Raw genomic sequence first — 22722 nt, 5'->3', positions numbered from 1 at the left:
AGCGTAGTGATATGAGATTATTAAAACGTAAATATGTTTTTTCTGAAAAAGACGGATGTTATTATCGCATGTGCTGTCCTGACCGCATCCCTGACTCTGGCCGGTTTTTTTTATCTGGAACAGCCTTCCGCGGCAAATCCGGAGGAGTGGCCAGCCTTTGGCCATGATGCGTCCAATAACAAATATTCGCCCCTGGATCTGATCAATACAAAAAATGTATCGGATCTTCAGGTGGCGTGGGAACATGAAGAAGAGCAGGATAACGGCTCGTCGGTCCTTTTTAATCCATTGATCGTCAATGGCAGTATGTATGCATTTATGCCTTCCGAAAAACTGGTGGCACTGAATGCCGAGACCGGAAAAAAAATCTGGGAATTCAAACCTGACAGTACCGACGTCAGTACGTGGACGCGCGGGGTGACTTACCATCATGATGCTGCCCAAAACAAGGGTTATCTGCTGTTTGTATACGGATCCACGCTCTATTCCATTCAGGCGGAAAACGGAAAGTTGAATACAGCATTTGGCGAAAAAGGGAAGGTTGATTTTTATACGGGCCTTTCCGTAGATGCGTCTATGCGTAAAGCGGTTCATGTTACAATGAACGCACCGGGCGTTGTTTATGAGGATCTTTTTATAGTAGGATGCAAGGTTCCCGACGAACTGCCCTCCACTTCCGGCGATATCCGGGCGTTCAACGTCAATACCGGCAAACTGGAATGGGTATTTCGGGTCATCCCTGAAAAGGGCGAATTCGGCGCGGATACCTGGCCGGCCGGGGCAAGAAAAAAGAACGGCGGTGCCAACTGCTGGGGTGGTATGGCGCTGGACGAGGACCGGGGGATCGTTTATGTTCCTACTGCTTCACCGTCATTTGATTTTTACGGCGCCGACCGCGAAGGCCAGAATCTGTTTGCGAATTGCCTGCTCGCATTGAATGCAAAAACAGGAAAGCGGATCTGGCATTTTCAGACTACCCACCACGACCTGTGGGACCGGGATAATGGTTCGCCTCCTAATCTCCTCACTGTCAATCACGACGGCAAATCCATTGATGCGGTGGCCCTTGCTACAAAGCTGGGTTACGTATTTTTGTTTAACCGCGAAACCGGCGAACCCTTGTTCCCGATTGAAGAAGTACCTGTACCGACAAATAGCGACATGCCGGGCGAAAAACCCTGGCCGACCCAGCCTTTTCCTACGAAGCCGGGGCCGTTTGCAAGACAGGGTTTTAAGGAAGAATATATTACCGACGTAACCCCGGAACTGAACAAATTCTTTAAAGACCAGATTAAGACTAATGGCTACCAGACCGGTATCTACGAACCGCCAAACCTGAAAGGCTCGGTCATATTGCCTACCGCACATGGCGGCTCCAACTGGGGCGGGGCGTCGTTAAACCCGCAAACCGGCGTTATGTTCGTCAATTCAATCGATTTGCCCTGGTTTTTGAAACTTACGGAAATCAAAGGTCTCGAAGCGGATAACCATCTGAGCGGCGAGCAGCTGTTCAGAATGTACTGCGGCAACTGCCACGGGCCGGATAAAAAAGGTACTGCTTACGGGCCGGACATATCCGGGCGGGCCAGAAAACTATCCGCGGAAAAACTCGACCTGTTTATCAAAAAAGGCGCCGAACCCATGCCTTCCTTCCAGCATTTGCCACAACCTCAGCTTGACGCCATCGTTTCGTTTCTGAAAGGCGAAAATATCGTTTCTGCTCCCAAAGATGTGGCACATAAGGAGCCTTACGGATTTTCAGGATATGATTTTTACAAAGGGCCGGACGATCATTTTGCCATTAAACCTCCTTACGGGACGTTAAATGCGATCGATCTCAACAAAGGTGAAATTCTCTGGCAGGTACCGCTTGGCGAGGATGAAAAGCTTGCGGGAATGGGTATCAAAAATTCGGGGTCTTTCAACCGGGGCGGAGGTATCGCCACTGCCGGCGGACTCATATTTATAGCCGCTACCGTGGACGGTAAGATCAGGGCTTTTGACCAGAAAACGGGAGAGGTACTCTGGAAGAAGGCATTGCCCGGGAACGGGTTTTCGATACCTTCCACCTATGCCATCAGGGGTCGGCAATACATTACGGTTGGCGTGAGCCCTGAACCGGCCAAAAAGTATAGGGGAGGCTATGTGACCTATATGCTTCAATAATGCAGTGGTTCGCTGTTTCAGCCGCCGGTTTTGGAAGCCAGGATGCGGGGTACTTGTCCCACCAGCCGGTTAAGATCTTTTTCTATAAAAGCAATGACCGTTTTTGTATCCACCCGGAGATGGTTCCGGTCGATCATTTCGCCAACCTGCTTTAACGCATAACCGTGGATCTCGGCCGCCAGGGATCTGTACAATCTGGAAAACTTGTAAGTGCTTTTAGGAATATCAAACTGGCGGGTCTTGATCTCATCGATTTTTTGCTCAGTTCTCAGTATCATCTCATCTTTTATTCTTTCCAGGGTCATTGTCAGGTCGGGATTGGTTTGCGGAAAACTAAAATAAGAAGTCCTTTGATCTATTTAAAATCCGTTCTGAGATTCTAATGAATTTCTAATTAGTTGTGCATAAGAGAGAAAGCCGTTGTTTTTGTGAAATGACCCTTATCCGAAAATACATGATATTTTGAATGGTTGTTGAATAAAAAAGCTTCCCGGAGATCCTGACGACCAACCCGGGAAGCTATTGCGCAGGCAAGGGTTTCTAATCCCTGTAGCGTTGCACCTCAACAGCGTTCAGCTTGCCTTCTTTGAAATGCGCCATGACCACCTCCCATAAACCCGGGCCTGTTTTGTGGGCGAAATACCACTGAGGCGAACGGGCCATTTCGGGATCAAAGGGTGAGTTAAGGTTTTTGGTCAGCAGGGAAATACGCTGAAATTTATTGGAATGTGATTTGTCCTTGCTGATATTGAAGAGCTTGCCATAGAGAGCGCCTGCCTCGTCGCCCATTCGTACGGAAGCTTCGGGTTTTCCTTTTTCAGGCCATTGAGAAAGTTTTTTGCCGCTATTGAGGTAAATGGCCTTGACCTTGTTTTTTTCAAGCGTGATCTGGACGCCCGTGTCGGTACCCGTATTCTGATCCAGCAAAATATAGTCGTAAAGAGCAATGCGGTCGCGGAGCTTTGTAATATCCGATGAAATATTGCTGACAATGTTGATGGCGGTAACGCCGCTGGTCTGCTGCAGAAACTGTAGAACGGAGTAGATACTTTCTGCTTCGTCTCCAATGCTCATCCCCAGATAGTTACCTGTCGTGATCGTGTCATGTGCTATCAAAGTGGAAATGGGCGGCTCGATGATGATTTCCGGATCAGGCGACTGGTCCATCTGGCACCCGGTTACGGCAAGGAATAATGTTGTAAAGCTTAAAGCAAAAAGGTTTTTCATTTTTAACGATGGTTTATTCTATTTTAACGACGTTTTAGCCCTGCAAATGGTTGTAACCGCTGGGCGCATTTATAATTTTTTTTGTATAACATTTGACAATAGTTACAGACAACTTCAGATTTTCACCAGTTTTAACAGTTCCATTTGTTCAAAAATAAGATATGAAGCTCTTACTCATAGAAGACGAAAAAGCACTTGCGACCAGCATCCAGAGTTATTTTCAACGCGAGAATTTCATCTGCGAGTGGGCGCCGGACTATGAGAATGCCATCGAAAAGATCAATATCTATCGCTACGACTGTGTGCTGGTGGACCTGATGCTGCCCGACGGCGACGGGCTGGACGCTGTCAGGGAACTCAAAAGAAAATATCCGGAAACGGGCATCATTATCATTTCGGCTAAAAATTCGCTGGATGACCGGATCGCCGGCCTGAACCTGGGCTCGGACGATTACCTCACCAAACCTTTCCATCTTTCGGAACTGAATGCCAGGGTGCAGGCTGTGATCCGCCGAAGGAATTTTCAGGGAAACCAGCAGGTCCGTTTCGGTAAAATCACCATCGACCCGCAGGAACATTCGGTTTCTGTTGAAAATCAGGAAATTATATTGACCCGCAAAGAGTACGACCTGCTGATGTATTTGATCGCCAATAAAAACCGGGTGCTTACCAAAGAGTCGATAGCCGAACATCTCTGGGGCGACGATGCTGACCTGATGGATAATTTCGATTTCATTTATACGCACATCAAAAACCTGCGAAAAAAACTCATGGACAAAGGCTGTCCCGATTACCTCAGATCGCTTTACGGAGTTGGGTATAAATTCAGTGAACAATGAAGCTGCTCGGGCGCATTCTCCAGTACCAGATTATCACCTCTCTTTGCGTGCTTACGCTGGGGGCAGGGCTTTTTTTTCTCTCTGTCCGTTACCTGATCGATGAGGAGGTGAACAAGGAACTGCTGCGGAGCAAGGCGAAAGTCAGCTGGCAGCTCAGGCATATCGATACGCTGCCTGTGTATATCCTCCAACTGGGCGACAGCCTTCAATTGCAGGCAGTACCCTATCCCGGCAGGATGTTGCTGCGCGAAAGAAATCTGCTGAACACGTCCGAAAACGAGCGGCAGCCTTACCGGGAACTTGTATTTTATGAAAGGGTGGAGGGACAGTGGTACCGGGTGACGATCAGTCAGTTACTTGCGCAGCGGCAGCAGCTGATGAAGGCCGTGGTAATGACCGTCACCTTTATCGTAGCATTGTTACTGGTGTCGCTCCTGCTGCTGAACAGCTGGCTCTCCGAGCGGCTCTGGCGGCCTTTTTACAAAACATTGCGCGCACTCGACAACTATCAGCTTGAGAAACATGAAGTGCTGGAATTCTCCAGAACCAAAACCCTTGAATTCGAACAGCTCAACCTCTCGCTGACACGGTTTACGGAAAGGCTTGCGGGCACCTACCAAAACCTGAAAGAATTTACAGAAAATGCGTCACACGAGATCCAGACGCCCCTGGCTGTGATCCTGTCCAAAATTGAGGGTCTTTTTCAGGATGAGACGCTGAAAGAAAACCAGTTGCTGGCATTGTCGGAAGTAAGCGAGGCTGCCAATCGGCTCGCCAGGCTGAACCAGGCTTTATTATTGCTGACAAAAATTGAAAACCGGCAGTTTCTCGCCGGGAACGAGCCGGTTAACCTTCAGCCGATTATCGGGCGTAAGCTGAGGGATCTGGAAGATCTGATCGAACAAAGAAAAATATCCATTAAAACCGACCTCGAACCGACCGGGCCTGTGATGCACCCGGCCCTGGCGGAAGTGCTGGTGAACAACCTGCTGACCAATGCGATCCGGTACAATGTGGAGGATGGGAGTATTTTTATTTCGCTGGTGCCTGGCAAGCTTGTAGTCCGGAACACAGGCAACGTCACCCAGATCAACCCGGAACTGATGTTTGAAAGGTTCAGAAAAGAAAGTACGAATTCGGCTTCACTGGGCCTCGGACTGGCACTTGCCAAGACGATATGCCAGGTGAACGGCCAAACGCTCACTTACGAAACGGAAGAAAACCTGCATGTGCTGACCGTGAGCTGGTGATATTAACTTCATAGACGGTCATATGTAAAAGGGGCGTTTTAACGCTCTTTTTTTTATGTTTTTTTAAAAAAACTGAAACTACAGAATGTCTTCAGAATGTCGACAAAATTGCAACAGGATCGGTTTCGAAATTTGAGCATACTTAACCAATCCAGTACCATGTATCAAAATCGAAAATTCAGACAAATAGCTTCAATCGCCGTTGTATCGGCACTTTTGGGCGGAACTTCCTATGCAACCTACGAACATTTCGGCAAGTCCGATACGCTTTCGGCCTGGGTTGACAATGCGACTCCTTTTGTAAAGGCAGCCAGACTGGAAGAAAAAAATGCAGCCGGTAATGTGGCCATGATCCCGGCCGATTTTTCATTTGCTTCCAAGAAAGCAACTGCCGCCGTGGTGCACATTAAAGCGACCCTCAAACCCGAACGCACCGTGAGCAATATGGAGATCCCGGATGCTTTCAAAGACTTTTTTGGCGGACGCAGCCCGTTTGACGAACGGCAGTCACCGCAGGGAAAACCTGAAAAACCACAAGCTTCCGGCTCGGGTGTAATCATTAATCCCGACGGTTATATAGTGACCAACAACCACGTGATCCAGGGTGCTGAATCGCTGGAGGTTACCTTAGCCGACAAGCATACCTACAAGGCCAAAGTGGTTGGCAGTGATCCCAATACGGACATTGCGCTGATCAAAATTGATGCAAAAGATCTACCCGCCTTGTCGTTTGGCAATTCGGAAAATGTGCAGGTGGGCCAGTGGGTGCTGGCGGTTGGTAATCCTTATAACCTTACTTCAACCGTGACTGCCGGGATCGTGAGTGCAAAAGGCCGGAGTATCAATATTCTGGGTGAGAATGCCAAGGCGCCTATCGAATCTTTTATCCAGACAGACGCGGCCGTTAACCCTGGCAATTCCGGCGGTGCGCTCGTCGACCTGAACGGTAATCTCATCGGCATTAATACAGCCATTGCCAGTCAGACCGGCTCATTTGCGGGGTATTCGTTTGCGGTACCATCCAGCATCGCACATAAGGTGGTGGAGGACATATCGAAATTCGGCTCCGTGCAGAGAGGATATCTGGGTGTTGGGATCAGCGAGGTGGATGCGGAAAAAGTGAAATCCTTTGACCTGAAAGTCGATAAAGGCGTACGGGTTGAAAATTTTGCAGACCAGAGCGCGGCCAAAGAAGCAGGGATTAAAATCGGAGATGTGATCACGAAGATAGACGGACATGAAATCGCCGGTGTCCCTCAGTTGCAGGAAGCCATTGCCCAGCACAAACCTTCCGACAAAGTAACTGTGAACGTTGACCGCGACGGTGCTGAGAAAGTACTGACAGTAACACTGAAAGGGATTTCTGAAACTGCTATGGCCGAGCAATCGTCTTCGGCGGTGATGGAACAGCTCGGCATTGAGCTGAAAGACCTGACGAGTCAGCAGAAAAAAGAGTATGACATCCCTACCGGTGTGCAGGTAAGCCAGATCAGCGCCGGTAAAATTCGCCAGGGTACAGACATGGAAGAAGGTTTTGTGATCACCAAAATTGATAAAACGCCCGTAAGCAGTGTGAAAGACGCCGTCAAAATATTGCAAAGCAAAAAGGGTGGTGTGATGATCGAGGGAATGTATCCGGGTAATGAAGAAACCCAGTATTACGCAATTGGATTGTGATGTTTGACCGAGGAGCGATTAGGTATCAAGGGGGATCTCCCCCCTTGCCCTAACCCAAAAAAAGGAAAGTAAAAGAGTGATTTTAAATAATAATTAAGCATCAGGAACAATGAAAAAGAATGTGATTTTGTTGGGAATGCTGACTTTGATAGGGTTGACAGCTTTTGCACAAAGTACCCGGCAGCCGATTGAAAAAACCGGTAAAGCGCTTACCTACAACTGGATTGTACCGGATATGAAAACAAACCAGAATCCGATGTACAGCAGCTCCTTTTCCCGTCACCGGGTACAAAATGCTTTTGATCAGGCATTGGCAGACAGGGGTTTAATACGAGAAACACAAAACCCCGACCTGCTGCTCCAGTTTCATACATATACCCAGCGTGTGCGCAGGAACTACTACGGAGGCGGGGGATATCCGATGATGATGGGCTGGGGCCGGTTTGGCTGGGGAATGCCTTATTATGGAGGTTATGGTTTTGGAGGATATCCTTATTCCAGCACCAATACAGATGGAACTCTGATCCTGGATGTGGTGGATACCAAAACCGGTGATATCATCTGGCAAAAGGCGATTTCGGGAGATGTAAGTAACCCCAATCGTCTGGATAAACAGATCAGTAAGGGCGTGAAAAAACTGATGAAAAACTTCCCGGTACATGTAGGGTAACCGGGTGACTGAGGTTTGAGTAATTAAAATATTAATAAAAAAGACCATAAAACCGCTTCAATTGTTTGTCGTTGTCCTCTTTGCCGGTGCATCGTTTACCGGCAAGGCACAGGACAATCAGATCGTTAACAATGCACGGCACAATATGGTGACTGACCGGAGCCTGATGCGTGTGATTGCGCCGTTCAGCGAGGATATCCGTAACGACATCCTGCTCGCTACCCGATATCCCGATATTCTTGAAAAACTGGCCGGCATCCGCGAACGTGCCAGCAGCGGATTTCAGCAGGTTATCCGGGATTATCCTCAAAAGAAACAGAATTGGTTTTATGAGCTCAGCCCGTATCCCGACCTGATGCACAGGCTGGCGGCGATGCAACCAAAAGCTTCAAAATCTGAGCTGGCAGCGATGCTGCCCGACAACTCGCCGGAGCTGAAAGATGCTGCATGGAAATTGTACAGGCACCATCACAATGATCTGGCAGCAGTAGACAACCTCAATGTCGAAGCGCGCCAATCATTCCAGGATATGATCATGCTGCTGAATCCAGAGGCACAAAATGCATTCAGACCACGCCTAACTTAATCCACAGGCAGCGGCGATTTCACTCTTGAAAAGAGCGAATTTCCCGATACTTCCATGTTCGCATAGCGGACCGCCAGATCGGTACGGTCGCCTTTGCTGGCTGCGGTACGGTATATGCCGAATTTCCAGTATCCTATCGATTTTTCGTTGTAACCGATACCGATCCCGCTGACACTGCACTGGAGTTCGCCGTCCAGCCACCATTCGATCAGGCCCGTTTTGCCTTTGCTGTGGCGGGTCCTGATTACAAAATTGTGCCACTTGCCCCTCGTTACAACGACGGTTTTCCTTTCTTCAGGTACCAATGTTCCATTGCTGTAGACATTGGCGTGGCCTCTGGTTTCCAGTGTCATTAAATCCTGCCCGCGAAGGCTGAAATTCCATGGTGGTCCGCCCGAGGAACCGGAATGATGCCATTGGCCGAGGTCACAATAATATGCTACGTTACGATAAACTATGTCTTTGCCCGGCTCAATAAAAATGGAGTAGGAAATCCAGATGGTGGTGTCCTGGTCGAAAGAGATTTTTTGGTTCGCCTGAGACAGTTCAACACGTTCCTTGGTTTGCCCGTTCTGCTCGTTCCCTTTATCTCCCGGCTTTTTGGGGTCAGGCAGGTCGGACGGCCAGTGGTCCTCAGGATGGATCTCGAACCGGTAAACAGGCGCACAGGTGCTGATTGACCGGCTAATTGAATACTCCTTGCCGGGAGTCTGCACGGTGTAACTGATGTCATTGATAATCCTGGTTTTGCTGGCGACGGCTTCATAGTAAATGCCCTGTATACCCTTGTTGCCTTTGATGTAATTGATATTGAACTGGTTCGTGCTTAAATTTCCTCCCTGGAGAGTTAGGTTGTCCACGAAAATATTCGATTGAAGTACGGGATATCTTTTGGAGGGCACTACCGGGATAATAACCTGGTTGCATGGGTTTGGCACTTCGTCGGGCGACCAGTTTTTTGCATTGTTCCAGTTGTTATCCACAGCGCCTGTCCAGGTAACGGTCCGCTTGTTGGTCTGGCTTGCAGCCTGACCTGCAAAAAGAACAGAAAGGAAAAAAAATAGGAATGGTTTCATGATGTTGAGTTTCTGAGGTTTTGAAGTGTTCACTTTGCCTCCGCCAGCAAAATTACTTTCACTTATCGGCCAACTCAAGGATTATTTTCTTCAATCCTTCAATTTCCTTGCTCAGGTTGATCAAATACAGTGTAAGCTCCTCGATTTTTTCCTGCTGGATGCGGGTCATTTCCCCCAGATTAACCCCTGAACTTTCTACTTCCCGTGACGATGGGACGTTCGGCAGGTGTCCGTTTTCGGCTATAAATGTCTCTACTTCTGATAAAGCTTTTAATTTATAACCCTTTTCAAATACATAATCTGCCCAGCCTCCTGCGACCGTCACCGCCTCCGCGAGGATACCACCTTTGACGAACAACTGATATCCGGATGTATTTACCGTGCCCCCTGACGGGTATAAAGTCACCGAATTCGGGAAAGTTGAGGTGTTGGCTCCAATTTTTCCGTTAAATACAAGTTTGCCGGCTGCAAAATCTCCATAAATCAACGGAGTAGTGGTTTCAGAATTGGCGATGTACAATTTGTTGCTCCCCGACAGTTCAGCCCCTCCGGCTCCATATCCCAGGAATACGTTGCCCATACCCCTGTTATTCACACCGGAATTGGTTCCCAGGAAAGTGTTGTTAAATCCTCTGTCATTGGTCCGGCCTGCATCGCGGCCCAGAAATACGTTGTTGTAACCGGTTGCATTGCCATAACCCGCGTCCATTCCGAGGAACAGGTTTGAATGTCCCAGCGTATTGGCTCTTCCCGATCCGTTTCCGGCAAATACATTGAAAGAGCCGCGGGTATTCGTTACACCGCTTTTATGGCCTATGAACACATTGCTGCTCCCGTCGGTGGTGGCGGGCCCGGTAAGCCTACCCAAAAACGTATTATTGCTTCCCGTCGTCAGGGCCGTTCCCGATCCTTCGCCAAAAAGAGAATTCCACTGGCCTGTCATCGTCCGGTTGCCGCTGCCGGGGCCGACCAAAATATTGATATTATCTGGATTCGTCTTTTTTATCGCCATCAGTTGTGAGCCATCGAAGAACAATTGGCCGCTGTTGAGACTGATGTGGCCGTTGACGATCATTGTGTCGGTCCATACTTTTAAAGGCTGGCCCGGGAGAGTGGAAATCTGGTTTTGCGCCAGGGTCGCTCCTGCGGATGCTACCAAGAGCAGCATGAGTAAATGTTTCATGTTTGACATTGTAGTGAGTTAATGCTGATAGATAGAGTGATACCCACCGGTGGCCCCTCGAACGAATTCCATTATACGCTTTCGCAGATCAGCATGTTTAATTCACAGTATGTTCTGCCAGAAGAAGGGTACCCGTAACAGGAGCAACCCTGACATATTTCCAGCAAAAAATATGGAAACAAAACACAAAGCAGACTGCGAAAAACCACAATTGGTTTCCGTACAGGATAATTTCATGAATTTTAAGAATGATTTAAATTTCAAGTCGTTCCACCGGGGAATGATTAATAACTTATCTTAAATCTAACGCAAAGCGAACAAATAATCCTAAAAATTTTGTAGAATTATTTTAATCTTAATTACTCATTGTAGATAATTTGCTACACATGATGCCCTCTTTCTTATAGGTCACTAAGTCGCCAATGTTAAACACGAGTTGTTCCGAGATCGTTTTTTTTGCAGGGAATGTTCCGGTGGGAAGAACTCTGAATGCACTGTTAGTACCGTTGAAAGCCCTGAAGAAAAGATCGTTGCTTTTCTCAATATTATCCCGGACTTCGCCCCCGGCGAATGACCTGGATAAAGAGGTGTTAATGAAGGATGTTTGGAATGGTAAGAGAAGGGGGTGTAGTCCTGGATGCTTTGTCAGATCTTTATATATGTTTTTTTCATGGGCGGCCTGATCATTTTCGGGTGTGGCCGCCCATGCGTATACATCAGTCCGGTGAAGTGACGCTGGCTTCCATGCGCACTACCTGCCCGGTACGTACCGACTCGTCACAGGCAAAGGCGATGCGAAGGCTGTTGACGGCGTCTTCCATGTGATCGGTAAGATCGGTGTTTTCCAGGATCGCATTCAGGAAATACCGCTGCTCACGGTTGCATAGCTCCTGGTGATCGGGTTCGTCTTCAAGGTTGATCCAGCTGTCTTCTTTTGCGAAATTTTCATCCGCATCCAGATCCGCATGGTGGAACCGTATGGATTCCGTTTTGGTATGGGCTTCGATCGAAGAGGATTTTCCGGCCCCGCCCGCCTCTTTGGCTACAATCGATACGGAGCCTTTGGGCCCGATCACATCTTTCACGAAAAAGGCCGTTTCACTCACCATAGGTCCCCAGCCGGCTTCATACCAGCCCACTGAGCCGTCTTCGAACCGGATCTGCAATTGTCCGTAATTGTAGTTTCCTGCGGGTATTTCCTCCGTCAGCCGCGCGCCAATGGCATATACCTGGGTGGGGCGGGAGCGCGTCATCTGGCACATGACATCGATATAATGTACGCCGCAATCCACGATAGGGCTGAGGCTTTTCATGAGGTTACGGTGTAAAGTCCACATGCTTCCCTGGCTTTGCTGGTTCAGGTTCATGCGCATCACCAATGGTTTACCCAGTTCCTGTGAAAGTTCCACAAATTTTTCCCACGACGGATGATGTCTTAAAATATAGCCTACGACCAGTTTTTTGCCAGCCTTTACCGCCGCTTCTACGACGCGCTCAGCACCTTCCACCGAGTCTGCTACCGGTTTTTCGATAAACACGTGACATCCTTTTTCAAACGCCAGGACTGCAAATTTCTCATGCGTATCCGGGTAGGTGGATATGCAGACTGCGTCCGGATTGGTTTCTTCCAGTGCCTCTTCATAACTGTTAAAAAGCGGGTATCCGCCGCCCAGCTTTTCATTTAAAACTTCTTTACTTTTTCCGGTAGAAACAATTCCGCAGATTTCGAAGCCGTCGAGGTGATGGTAGGCGGTGGCGTGGGACGATCCCATGTTGCCGCACCCCACAACGAGGACGCGCAAAGGCTTGGTTTGGTCAGACATTTTGATCAGGATTTAGGATAATGGTTTTTAAATTTTCACATACATTATTTTAAAGGCGCCAACACCACTTTTCTCACATACATTTCAGCTCCTTCCGACTGATAACAAGCGCTAAAAAAAGCTACCGGAGTAATCCGGTAGCCTTTTACAATAAGCTATGTTATTTATTAAGGTCTGAAAGTGCCAAAAAATTATCTCTTATGACGTGATGGTGAGGGTTGTCATCTGCAACAAAAATAGACCCAATTCCCAGGTTAGCTAAATTGGCATCATACTTAGTCACGCGCAGATCCCCATTTCTAATTACTTCACTATGCCACAACCCAAACAGCCTGTTTCTCATTTGTTCTTTCTGATCAATTCCTTCACAAATAAAATGAATCGATTTCTCAGGAGATTTTCTCATAGCCTCTATCAGGATATACTGAATTGTTGGTTTTATCCTTTCATCGGGCATGCTCAGCAGATCAAATCTTTCTCCTCTGGTTAGTTTCTTCGTTTCACCAATTTTGCCGATTGGCTCGAATGTAAAACTGATGACATCGTTGTCAAACTGCGTTCCGGGGAAATAACCAGGGGTCTGAGAGAAATATGCTACAAACAGTACATTATTATCAGTTATGAAATAGTAATTGAAAGGACTATCAGTGATGATTTCATATCGGTTTGATAAATTTGATACCTCTGGCATGAATTTCTTCAATTGACACTTCTCCGCTGAAAAACTTAGACATGGCTAGCTTATCATCTTTCATTTTTTTGATGATGGCTAATTTTCTTGCCTTTTCTGCACCATCAGCACCTTGTGCTGGTGTCGCGATGGTTGTGTTATCCATTTTATTTTTAGAGCGATTAAAACGATACAATAATTTTGTACGAATATATTGTTAAAATAAATATCAAACTAAAACGGAAAACCGAATCTCTCAGGCTGGCATCCCTTATAACATTCGTATTAAGCTAGTGAAATAACACTTTTGAAGCCTCCCCGGTTCTTCCATACCGATATACCATTGATAAAATCCTGATTTACTTATTCTCCCGGGCCTGTATCATCCGGTCCAGACGGTACGGAAGCGCTTCCAGGAACGCGGCCAGACTGGCCATTTCCGTTGCCGTCAGCTGCTGATCGAGCCCCGGCGGCATCATGGATAATGTTTGTGGCTCAATGGCAGTGATCTCCGACCTCGGGATACGCAAGCCGGGCGCCGGACCTACTTCTATCACGATGGATTCGGGAAGCTGTTCTTTGATGATACCGGTATAGGCAGTGGTTTTGGTCACGACCCGGAATGTTTCATACTCCCTTGCAAAGCTTGCACTCGGGTAAACCACCGCTTCCAGAATATCGTGCTTGGAACGTATTTCGCCGATATTGGTAAGGTCCGGGCCAAAACGGCCGCCTTCCGAACCGACCGCGTGGCAGGAGTAGCAGGATGCTTTGCCAAAAAACAATTTGCGTCCTTCGCCTACATCGCCGCCTTTGAGACGGGCTTCCATGTCCTGCAAATGTGCCAGCCTTTCCGCATGCTGTGCTTTTAGTTTTGCAACCAGCGGCTCGGCCATTTCATGGACGGCAGGCGGGAATTTTTTTAATAATCTCGCGAAATCCTGTTCAGATAAATTGTCCAGCCGCCCTTTACCGGACAGAAGTGCGCCGATCAGTTCCTTGCCCACTTGTTCGTTACTATTTCCTTCGAATGCCTCCATAAGGGCAGGCAGCAGAAATGGATCTGTCTTGCCGATCTGGGTGCGGGCTATGACAAGCAATTGACTATCATTAAGTTCTGCATGGTTCAGCAAGCGAACCGCAAGCTGGCGGACGGGCGAGTCATATTCTTTGCCCGTATATTTCACAAGCATCTGGAATTCGGTATCGGACAGTGCTGGCGACGACATGATCCTGGCACTCAATGCTTTGAGGCGGAAATCGACCGAGGTTTTTTCATCCCGGATAATCTGGTCCAGGCTGCTGTTCAGGGCCTTAAGCCTGCGGGATTCGATTAATCCCAGGATCTGCGAACGGACTGCGGCATCATTGCTCTGCAGTTGTTTTCCGATTTCGGTGACCCATTTTCCGGGCAGTTTTTTTAATGTTGATCTGGAAATAACTTGCAACATCAGCAGTTTCCGGGAAGAAGTCGCGGAAGGGTTACCAAGCTGTCTGGCCACGAAATCCTGCAAGCCCGGCTCTTTCATGAAAGTCAGCATCATATCGCTTACCGCCGCGGCATCTGTATCGGACAGGTTGCCGTCGCCAAGGCTTTTTTCAAGAAAACTGATAACGATATCGGTCCATTCGGGTTGGTGGGACGCGATCCAGATTCCGGTACTTCTGAGCGCCGGGTTCTTGCTGGCCAGTACCGGTGCCAGGTATTCTTTTTTCAAAGGTGCGCCATCCATCTGATCAAGTGCAGTGAGTGCGGCGATACGGACATTCGGCGATGGATTTTCCAATGCTTTTACCAATGGGCCGGTGTTTTTGAGTAGGATCAGCGAATGGATGATCGCATGTTTTACAAACCGGTCATCGACATCGGAAGCCGCGTGCAGCAAGGCGGGTACAGCTTTCACATCGCCGATCTGGCCCAAAGCAGTAGCGGCCTGCCGACGAACGGGCAGGGCATCTTTCTGAACCAATGTCAGGAGCTTATCCAGTGATTTTACATCCTTCGCCAAACCCAGAACCCTGGCCGAAGCGGTTCGTACCACGATGCTTTTGTCATTTAAACCATTGCGCACAGCCACCCAGGCAGCAGCGGTATTGATTCTTGACAAAGCAAAAATGGCTGCCGCCCGCATTTCTTCGTCTTTGATACCCGGCAACGCTTGAACGATGGGGCTTACGGCAGTGTTACCAAGCAAAACCAGCTGTTCAATAGCATTGTCGCGCACAGCCGGCCGCGGATCTGTGAGGTATCCGACCAATTTTCGCGGAGATTGTTTGGCAAGATCCAGATTTTTCCCGCGCGGGTCACTGATAGCGGGTGCGCCGGTTTTCCGGATCCGGTAAATGCCTCCTTTTACATCCGGCTTGGCAACCCTCGACAACGGGCAGCCTTCTATAAACCAGCCGCCGGTCACGACCACGAGCAGGCTTCCGTCCGCATCCTGCAAAACGTCCGTAGGATGTGAATCGGAGCTGGCTGATTTCATAAATATCTCATCCACAGTTTTATAGGTAGCGCCGTCGGGCGAAACAATGTGCCGCATAATCCGGCCCGTATTGAACTCAGCATTGAAAAGATTGTCTTTGTAGTCAGGGCCAAATCCTGCACCCCGGTGACGCATCATGCCGGATGGGGCGACCCGGGGCATTTTGGTCATCACAGGCATAAGGTCACCGGTTAGTTTCAGGCCGTCTTCGGCGATCACAGAATTGGGTTTCGGATAAGTACCGCCTTCGACCCAATGCATGAGCGCGTCACGCTGGCCGTCCTGCGGGTCCACAAAATAAGTCATGGTACCGATGGTTTCGCCCGAAGGCATAAAAGCGATCTCAATAGAATTGTCAAAACCGCCTCCTGACATGGCTTCCAGGCCGGTGCCGTCCGGGCGGCACCGCCAGATCCTGGCACCTTTCCCTTTGAGGACCTTATTTTCTTTGGTCGTAATATTGAACCCGCGCCGGGCATCGGTGATGTACATCCAGCCGTCGGGGCCGAAAAACGGTCCGCCCAGGGTAGCACCATTGGAATTGAGCGTCCAGCCGGTGAGGATTACCTCCCTTTTATCCGAAACATCGTCACCATTCGTATCCGTATAGCGTACCAGGTTCGGGGCTTCCGTTACATACAGGCTGCCCTGGTAAAATACCCCGCCTTTGGGAAACGGGATATTTTTAGCGAAAATCAGGTTTTTTTCAAAATTCCCGTCCCCGTCGGTATCTTCCAGCAGGCGGATGTGATAGGAAGGCGAGGCAAGCATTTGAGCGGTCCCCATGGTATTGGGTTCCGTCGATTCAAAAACAAACAGGCGGCCGCTGCCGTCAAAGCTCGCGAACATAGGGTAAGACAGCGAGCCGGAGGCTACCGCACTTTCGATGGTGAATCCTTCCGGAACCAGCAGGCCCGGCGCGTCTTCCGTTTTCTTGCCCGTGGAGCCGATCAAAAATAATGCTGAGAGACTCAGAATGGTTATGCTAAGTTTTACTTTCATGCTACTAAGGGTTCTGGATCAGGTTGCGATTGATATTAACCTCACGTTCAGGAATATAATATACAACACGCGGATCCGATGGTTCTACTCTGAAATGAAAATTGTCCGTACCGTGCAGGCCGGGATATGCCCTCACCAGCGGCAGATTGTTCCGGTACAGATCGCCCGGCCGGTGGCCTTCATAGGCAAGTTCCAGCCTGCGCTCTTCCAGCACGACGTTTAATACGCTCCCCCGGCCTTTCAATGCAGTAACCGTATAAAGGGCACTTCCGGAAAGACCGGCCCGGGTGCGGATCAGGTTGACGTCGTCGATCGCAAGCTGGTTTTTTCCGGTTTTGGCGTAGGCTTCCGCACGATTGAGATACATTTCGGCCAGGCGCAGGTATACGGGCGAAGCCAGGTTGGCAATACCTTCCTGCCAGTTGAATTTGTTGATAAAATACTGGGGCGATGTACCGCGGTACTGAAGAACGCCGTCGATATAATGCGGGGTGATAAAAGCAAGCCGGGCGTCGGCAGGGTTTTCGTTCAAAAGATCCCAAAGTGCCTCGGAGGTATAATACTCGCCCCAGCCGGTCGACAATGTCTCAGGATCATTGTAGTACAGGGAGCCGACGGCATTCTTGTCCTTGTTATCCGCCAATGTATGCCTGAAATTGAAGATCGTTTCGGGGTTTGTTTCCGGCACTAGGGTAGGGGACTTCTTGTACATTTCTGTCGAAGCCAGCTGGTAGCGGTTGGAACTGATCACTTTATTGGCATACAAAATTGCATTTTCATTGTCCTCCATATACAAATACACCCTCGATAAAAGTGCGTCGACGACTTCCTTTGAGGCAAAGTTCGCGTTTTTAGCTTCTTTCATGAGGTTGCCTGCTTTAAGCAGATCGGCGATCACGGCTTCATAAACTTCCTTCACCGTATTCCTGGCCGGGTACAATTCCTCGTCCGAGCCAAGAACCACCGGTACACCCGGATTTTCGCCCTTGTTCTGTGGATACGGACGTCCGAACAGCCGCACCAGATTAAAGTGGGCCATAGCTCGCAGGAACAGGTTTTCACCTTTGAGCTGATCCAGCAGAGGCGATTCTCCGTCAGTTATTTTATTGATGATGAGGTTGGTAGAATAAATCAGTTTGTACGACTGTGCCCAGAAATCGGTAGTAGGATACATGGCCGGAATATGCAGGTAAGACGCTCCCAGGGATGCCTGGTCACCGTCAGCCCCGCTTTGCACCACATTGTCGCCAGGCCATTCGTTGAGGGTGAGAAAGTGCCGGGTATATGCTTCTTTTACAAGCATGGCGTAATTTCCATAAGTCGCGATCTGGATGTCGGCGGGCGTCGCCAGGGCCACGTCGGTCGACTTGCTGTCATAAGGCTGCAGTTCATTGTCGCAGGCGGTCAGCAGCAGGATCAGGGCAAAAAGTATATGTTGGTAAATGATTTTAGCTTTCATGATTTCACGTTTTAGAAGCCGATATTGATTCCGAACAGGATTTTTTTACTGATGGGGTATTTGATGCTGGAAGTACCGCCGGAAGGTCCCAGCACCACTTCGGGGTCCATGCCGGAAAACTTGGTAAACGTCACCAGATTGTCCCCGCTCACGAAAACCCGCACGTTGTCCGATCTGACTTTCCTGGTCAGGTGCTCGGGCAGCTGGTAGGAGAGGCTCACGTTTCTTAAACGGATGTAGCTGCCGTCTTCCAGGTAGCGGGACGAGGCCTGATTGGAATTTTTATTGCCTCCGAAAACAGGTTTCGGATGGGTTGCTATATCCCCTGCTTTTTCCCAGCGGTTCCATCCGTCGGCGAGTACCATGCTGTTGTAGGTATAATAAGCACCGTCGGAATCAAACAATGCCCTGGACGTGTGGTAAACTTTGTTGCCGCTCACAAAGTTAAAAAAACCAAACAGGGTAAATCCTTTGAAAATGAACGTATTGCTGAATCCTCCTGTGAAATCCGGCGATGCAGAGCCCACATCCTGCTGGGTAGCTGCGCTATAAGAGTTGGTCGTGCTGCGTATTTCTTCTCCGTTTGAGCCGGCGGTGATCTTCTCCCACAGCGGATCGCCAGTGGCAGGGTCTACACCCATCCATTTGCGCATATTCCAGGTATAAAGCTCTTTTCCTTCGCTGATCAGGAGGTTTCCCTGCCGGATATCCTTGCCCTGATCCAGTTTGAGTACTTTACTCCGGTTGAACGCAATATTGAAATTGGTTTCCCATCTGAACTTGCCTTCGATATTGACGCTGTTGAGGCTCAGTTCCAGTCCGCGGTTCCTGATAGCACCTACATTTCTGATCACCGATCCAAAGCCGCTGGTATAGGGCAGTTCCACGTTGAGCAGCAGTCCGTCTGTTGTCTTATTGTATGCATCAATGCTCAGCATCAGTCGTTTGTATAAACCGGCATCCAGCCCGATGTTCAGGCTTTTGGCTTTTTCCCACGTCAGGTCGTTGTTATCCATCTGGTAAGGGAATGCACCGGAGTTTCCTGCATACTGGGTCGCAAAACTGTACAGCCCGAAAGACTGGTAATTCCCGATTTCTGCATTGCCCGTCACACCATAGCTCGCCCGGAGTTTCAGCAGGTCGAAAGGCGTGAAACCCTTTAAGAAGTTTTCATTGCTTAAAACCCAGGAAGCACCCAATGTGTAGAAATTACCGGAGCGGTTGTTGGCCCCGAAACGGGATGAGGACTCGTTGATATAGGATGCTACCGCAAAATATTTGTTGTCAAAATTGTAGTCGAGCTGCACCAGACCTTTGCTGAACGCATTTTCATTGATACTGCCGGTAGCCGCGAGGATGCGGGAAGCGGTGTTCATCACGTGCAGGCCGGGAGCAAATCCTTCTCCGGTCGCGGAGTTGTTTTCCAGTTTGTTTTTCTCTGCCTCAGCCACCGCCAGCGCACTGAGCTCATGTTTACCAAAAGTCCGGTCATAACGCAGCCGGTTGGAAGTGATCAGCGAAAGGTTATTGATAAACCCGTTTGTGAGCCGGCCGAGACCCTTTCCTGCTTTGGCCCGGATATCGTAATACAATTCACTGTTCGTATTGGAATAGCTTACCCGGTTGTAAGAAGAAAAAGTGAGGTTCGGGAGAATGGTATAGTCGAGGTTCACATCACCGTCGAGGCCTGAACCGTTGGATTGGTTGAGGTTGTACTGCCAGCCGTGCAGAAAGTTTTCCTGCTCCCGGCCATACCAGCCGCCGTCGGTGCCTTTGTTCACGGAACCGTCGGCATTGTATGGATTATCCCATGGCATATTGTTGTAGGCACCATATAGAGCACCGTCCAGCCCTGCCCGGTCGGACTCCTGTTTATTGAGCCTTGCGTTGACCTTGATGTTCAGTTTGAGGCTGTTATTGATCTTTTGCGTGATGTTGGCTCTTACATTGTACCGTCTGGCTACATTGTAGTTCAATGTACCTTCTTCATTATAATAGTTACCGGAAATATAGAACTTAGTTTTTTCAGAACCGCCGGACAGGGAGAGCACGTAATTCTGGGTGGTGCCGGTACGGAAAGCCAGGTCCTGCCAGTTGGTATTCTGCGAGATCACGCTGGCCGGAATTTCTTTGTCGAAGCGGTCGGCGGGGTAAAAGCTCTTTTCATAATCATATAACTGGCGCGAATCCATGACTTTGAATTTACCTGTCGTAGCATTGTTAAAACCGGCGGAAGCATTGAAGTCGATACGTGTTTTGCCTGTCTTGCCTGATTTGGTAGTGATAATGATAACCCCGTTGGCGGCGCGGGAACCGTATAAACCGGTTGCGGCTGCGTCTTTCAGTATCGTCACCGACTCCACATCATTGGGATTTGCATTGCCTCCGATGATCCCGTCAACCACAAAAAGAGGCCCCGAACCGGCTGTGATCGAGCTGGAACCCCGCACGACAATGCTGGGAGTGGCATTGGGGTCGCCTGACGAATTGGAGACTATAACGCCAGGGGCTTTTCCCTGAAGCAGGTTGGTGGTATTGTTGGAAGTTACGTCGTTGAGCTGCTTGCCGGTCACCACGGCCACTGAGCTGGAAAGTTGTGAAAGCTGTTTGGAGGAATAGCCGACCACTACTACTTCGTTCAGTGCTTTGATATCCGATTTCAGGGATACATCGAGTATCGTTGAACCGGCGACGATTGCTTCATGGCTTTCATATCCTACGAAACTGAATATCAGAGTAGTCGGATTGTCGGGTAACGAAATCTGGTAGGAGCCGTCGATATTGGTATTGGTTCCCTGGCTGGTACCTTTGACGACAATGTTCACGCCAGCCAGCGCTTCGCCCTTTTCGTCGGTAACCCTGCCGGTTATACGCAGCTCATTTTTTGCCGGCCACACCGGCCTTTCCTGAACGGCTCCGACTTTCGTCTCTATTTTCCTGATCACAATGCTGTTTTCCATAATGATGTACGATAGGCCGTAAGGTTCGAGGAGTTTTGTGAGCATTTTGCCCAGCTTTTCGCGGTTTACTTTCAGGTCAGTTCTGGTGTTATCCTGCGTTCCGCCCACAAAAACAAATTTCACATCTGCGGCAGCGGCTATCTTATCGAGGGCCTCATTCAGCGTCACCTGATGCAGACGCATGGTGATGACTTTGTTCAGATTTTGTCCATAAGATTCGCCTGCAAACGATAACGAGCAGACTGAGCAGATCAGGATGTAGAAAAAAGCGCTGTATTTCATTGCTAACAGAATATAATGCACTACTTCACCCCTTGGGAGAGATTTTTTCATAATTTTGATATGGTTAAAATGTTAAGGAAATGGTTTTGTCACGACCGTCAGATTTCGAAGGCTTGCGGGCGTACACAATTTTAAACTTTCATTTTAATAGCTCCCCGGAATCATTTCCGGGGATTTTTGAAGTCTCTGGGTTATCGTCATAGGCATACAAAAGTTGGTGGTATCAAGGTTGCAGGCAGGTTCCGTCAAGATAATATTGTGTGTCTCCGCGTTTTGTCACTTTGCCGCCGAAAGAAACCGATAACATTTCCAATACCTTTCCGACAGGCGTCTCCGCCTCAAAATCGGCATGGACCGGGCAGGTGGCCAAAAGGTTGCTATAGGTGATATCGACTGTGTAATTCCGCTGCAATGTTTTGACGACATCGGCAAGAAGCACGTTTCTGAACTGGATCTTCCCGTCTTTCCATGTGCTTTTTGCTTTGGCATCTATGCCGTCCTGTTTAATTATATTGCCATTTTTACGGATATATAAAACCTGCTGGTCAGGAGTGATCTGAATGGTTGATTCTTTGGAGTTTACCTGAACTTTGCCGGTCAGTACAGCTACCGAAGCAGTAGGGTCTTCCCGGTATGCCTTGATGTTGAAACTTGTCCCAAGCACCTTCGTGATGATTGCTCCCGAACGCACGATAAATGGCCTCTCGGTATCCCTGAAAACTTCGAAATAACCTTCCCCTTCCAGGCTGACTTCCCGGATGTTTTTCTCAAATGAAACCGGGTAGGAGAGCTTGCTTTGGGCATTTAGCCACACCACCGAACCATCTTCGAGTACAATCCTGCGCCTTTCGCCCGTAGCTGTTTTTTCAATGTGCAAAGGCGTCGCGACCTCACCGGCAGTTTCATCAGAACCGCCGCCGGACCTGGCAAAAAAGTAAACCGCACCGCCAATACTGACCAGCAATGCCAGCCAGATAGCCGCTAACCTCGACCACCCGGGAAATGAGAAGTGCTTAGTGGGTACCTGTGTCTTTGGAGCGGGCGTGGCATCTTTTCTGAAGATCAGTTTTTTCATAAGCCGGTCGTATACCTCGTCTACCGCCGGGGTCAGCGCTGCATTCTCCTGCGGCGCAGATCCCAGCTGCCGGCTTACAAGTGCGCGCAGTGTTTCCTCGTCTTCCGGCGCCCCGAAATAGCCGATGAGCCTGCGCACTTCCGCCGGCGTACAATCGTTAGCCAGGTAACGGTCGAAAAGCAGCTCTATTTGTTCATTCTTCTCCAAAGCCTTTAATTCCTTTGATGATATTTTATCTTTAATACGCTTGACAAAATATTATCCTCTGCTCCGGGAGTAATAAAAAATTAA

At 48.9% G+C, this 22722-nt stretch carries 17 protein-coding genes; 6 read left to right on the top strand and 11 right to left on the bottom strand.

Translation table 11 applies throughout. The annotated features are described in order from the left end of the window. The first annotated feature begins 33 nt into the window (after positions 1-33). The gene (locus FBF61_RS02690) at positions 34-2166 is read left to right on the top strand and encodes a pyrroloquinoline quinone-dependent dehydrogenase (protein WP_138475620.1); all 2133 of its coding nucleotides are present in this window, start codon (positions 34-36) and stop codon (positions 2164-2166) included. A gap of 17 nt (positions 2167-2183) precedes the next feature. On the opposite strand, the gene FBF61_RS02685 is transcribed toward FBF61_RS02690, so the two are convergent. After that, entirely contained in the window at positions 2184-2471 is a 288-nt protein-coding gene (locus FBF61_RS02685; RefSeq protein ID WP_138475619.1) for a hypothetical protein, read from the bottom strand. Between the two features lie 235 nt (positions 2472-2706). Next, positions 2707-3393 (bottom strand): hypothetical protein, encoded by a 687-nt coding sequence (locus FBF61_RS02680; protein ID WP_138475618.1) that lies wholly within the window; start codon positions 3391-3393, stop codon positions 2707-2709. A gap of 161 nt (positions 3394-3554) precedes the next feature. Here FBF61_RS02680 and FBF61_RS02675 point away from each other — a divergent pair, with 161 nt between their 5' ends. From FBF61_RS02675 to FBF61_RS02655, 5 genes are all read left to right on the top strand, one after another. Further along, positions 3555-4232, top strand: coding sequence for a response regulator transcription factor (locus FBF61_RS02675; RefSeq protein ID WP_138475617.1), 678 nt, complete (start codon positions 3555-3557; stop codon positions 4230-4232). Further along, entirely contained in the window at positions 4229-5482 is a 1254-nt protein-coding gene (locus tag FBF61_RS02670) for a sensor histidine kinase (RefSeq protein WP_138475616.1), read from the top strand. Before FBF61_RS02675 ends, FBF61_RS02670 begins: the two co-directional genes overlap by 4 nt. A gap of 159 nt (positions 5483-5641) precedes the next feature. Further along, positions 5642-7159, top strand: coding sequence for a Do family serine endopeptidase (locus FBF61_RS02665; RefSeq protein WP_229214889.1), 1518 nt, complete (start codon positions 5642-5644; stop codon positions 7157-7159). A gap of 109 nt (positions 7160-7268) precedes the next feature. After that, positions 7269-7829, top strand: a complete 561-nt coding sequence (locus FBF61_RS02660) for a DUF4136 domain-containing protein (protein ID WP_138475615.1) — start codon at positions 7269-7271, stop codon at positions 7827-7829. 61 nt (positions 7830-7890) lie between these two features. Continuing rightward, entirely contained in the window at positions 7891-8415 is a 525-nt protein-coding gene (locus FBF61_RS02655) for a hypothetical protein (protein ID WP_138475614.1), read from the top strand. On the opposite strand, the gene FBF61_RS02650 is transcribed toward FBF61_RS02655, so the two are convergent. From FBF61_RS02650 to FBF61_RS02610, 9 genes are all read right to left on the bottom strand, one after another. Continuing rightward, positions 8412-9491, bottom strand: coding sequence for a heparin lyase I family protein (locus FBF61_RS02650; protein ID WP_138475613.1), 1080 nt, complete (start codon positions 9489-9491; stop codon positions 8412-8414). The genes FBF61_RS02655 and FBF61_RS02650 overlap by 4 nt on opposite strands. Before the next feature lie 58 nt (positions 9492-9549). After that, entirely contained in the window at positions 9550-10674 is a 1125-nt protein-coding gene (locus tag FBF61_RS02645) for a hypothetical protein (protein ID WP_138475612.1), read from the bottom strand. Between the two features lie 716 nt (positions 10675-11390). Next, on the bottom strand, positions 11391-12497 hold the full coding sequence (locus FBF61_RS02640) for a Gfo/Idh/MocA family protein (RefSeq protein WP_138475611.1): 1107 nt from the start codon (positions 12495-12497) through the stop codon (positions 11391-11393). Positions 12498-12657: 160 nt separating this feature from the next. Then, a complete protein-coding gene (locus FBF61_RS02635; RefSeq protein WP_138475610.1) occupies positions 12658-13188 on the bottom strand; it encodes a DUF6169 family protein in 531 nt (176 codons plus the stop codon). Further along, positions 13154-13333, bottom strand: a complete 180-nt coding sequence (locus tag FBF61_RS02630) for a hypothetical protein (protein WP_138475609.1) — start codon at positions 13331-13333, stop codon at positions 13154-13156. The genes FBF61_RS02635 and FBF61_RS02630 overlap by 35 nt, the downstream gene beginning before the upstream one ends. Positions 13334-13526: 193 nt before the next feature. Next, a complete protein-coding gene (locus tag FBF61_RS02625) occupies positions 13527-16655 on the bottom strand; it encodes a PVC-type heme-binding CxxCH protein (protein ID WP_138475608.1) in 3129 nt (1042 codons plus the stop codon). A gap of 4 nt (positions 16656-16659) precedes the next feature. After that, positions 16660-18114, bottom strand: coding sequence for a RagB/SusD family nutrient uptake outer membrane protein (locus FBF61_RS02620; protein WP_138475607.1), 1455 nt, complete (start codon positions 18112-18114; stop codon positions 16660-16662). 11 nt (positions 18115-18125) lie between these two features. Beyond that, positions 18126-21407, bottom strand: a complete 3282-nt coding sequence (locus tag FBF61_RS02615; protein WP_138475606.1) for a SusC/RagA family TonB-linked outer membrane protein — start codon at positions 21405-21407, stop codon at positions 18126-18128. Positions 21408-21579: 172 nt separating this feature from the next. Further along, entirely contained in the window at positions 21580-22638 is a 1059-nt protein-coding gene (locus tag FBF61_RS02610) for a FecR family protein (RefSeq protein ID WP_138475605.1), read from the bottom strand. Positions 22639-22722: the final 84 nt, after the last annotated feature.

The sequence above is a fragment of the Dyadobacter bucti genome, assembly GCF_005869225.1.
GTDB lineage: Bacteria > Bacteroidota > Bacteroidia > Cytophagales > Spirosomataceae > Dyadobacter > Dyadobacter bucti.
Note: the sequence above shows the minus strand (reverse complement) of the source record. Positions and strands in the feature narration are given on the sequence as shown.

Bases quoted from the DNA above. Each gene is read 5' to 3' on its own strand.
- FBF61_RS02690 (WP_138475620.1), top strand. From the start codon at position 34: ATGTTTTTTCTGAAAAAGACGGATGTTATTATCGCATGTGCTGTCCTG.
- FBF61_RS02685 (WP_138475619.1), bottom strand. From the start codon at position 2,471: ATGACCCTGGAAAGAATAAAAGATGAGATGATACTGAGAACTGAGCAA.
- FBF61_RS02680 (WP_138475618.1), bottom strand. From the start codon at position 3,393: ATGAAAAACCTTTTTGCTTTAAGCTTTACAACATTATTCCTTGCCGTA.
- FBF61_RS02675 (WP_138475617.1), top strand. From the start codon at position 3,555: ATGAAGCTCTTACTCATAGAAGACGAAAAAGCACTTGCGACCAGCATC.
- FBF61_RS02670 (WP_138475616.1), top strand. From the start codon at position 4,229: ATGAAGCTGCTCGGGCGCATTCTCCAGTACCAGATTATCACCTCTCTT.
- FBF61_RS02665 (WP_229214889.1), top strand. From the start codon at position 5,642: ATGTATCAAAATCGAAAATTCAGACAAATAGCTTCAATCGCCGTTGTA.
- FBF61_RS02660 (WP_138475615.1), top strand. From the start codon at position 7,269: ATGAAAAAGAATGTGATTTTGTTGGGAATGCTGACTTTGATAGGGTTG.
- FBF61_RS02650 (WP_138475613.1), bottom strand. From the start codon at position 9,491: ATGAAACCATTCCTATTTTTTTTCCTTTCTGTTCTTTTTGCAGGTCAG.
- FBF61_RS02645 (WP_138475612.1), bottom strand. From the start codon at position 10,674: ATGAAACATTTACTCATGCTGCTCTTGGTAGCATCCGCAGGAGCGACC.
- FBF61_RS02640 (WP_138475611.1), bottom strand. From the start codon at position 12,497: ATGTCTGACCAAACCAAGCCTTTGCGCGTCCTCGTTGTGGGGTGCGGC.
- FBF61_RS02635 (WP_138475610.1), bottom strand. From the start codon at position 13,188: ATGCCAGAGGTATCAAATTTATCAAACCGATATGAAATCATCACTGAT.
- FBF61_RS02630 (WP_138475609.1), bottom strand. From the start codon at position 13,333: ATGGATAACACAACCATCGCGACACCAGCACAAGGTGCTGATGGTGCA.
- FBF61_RS02625 (WP_138475608.1), bottom strand. From the start codon at position 16,655: ATGAAAGTAAAACTTAGCATAACCATTCTGAGTCTCTCAGCATTATTT.
- FBF61_RS02620 (WP_138475607.1), bottom strand. From the start codon at position 18,114: ATGAAAGCTAAAATCATTTACCAACATATACTTTTTGCCCTGATCCTG.
- FBF61_RS02615 (WP_138475606.1), bottom strand. From the start codon at position 21,407: ATGAAAAAATCTCTCCCAAGGGGTGAAGTAGTGCATTATATTCTGTTA.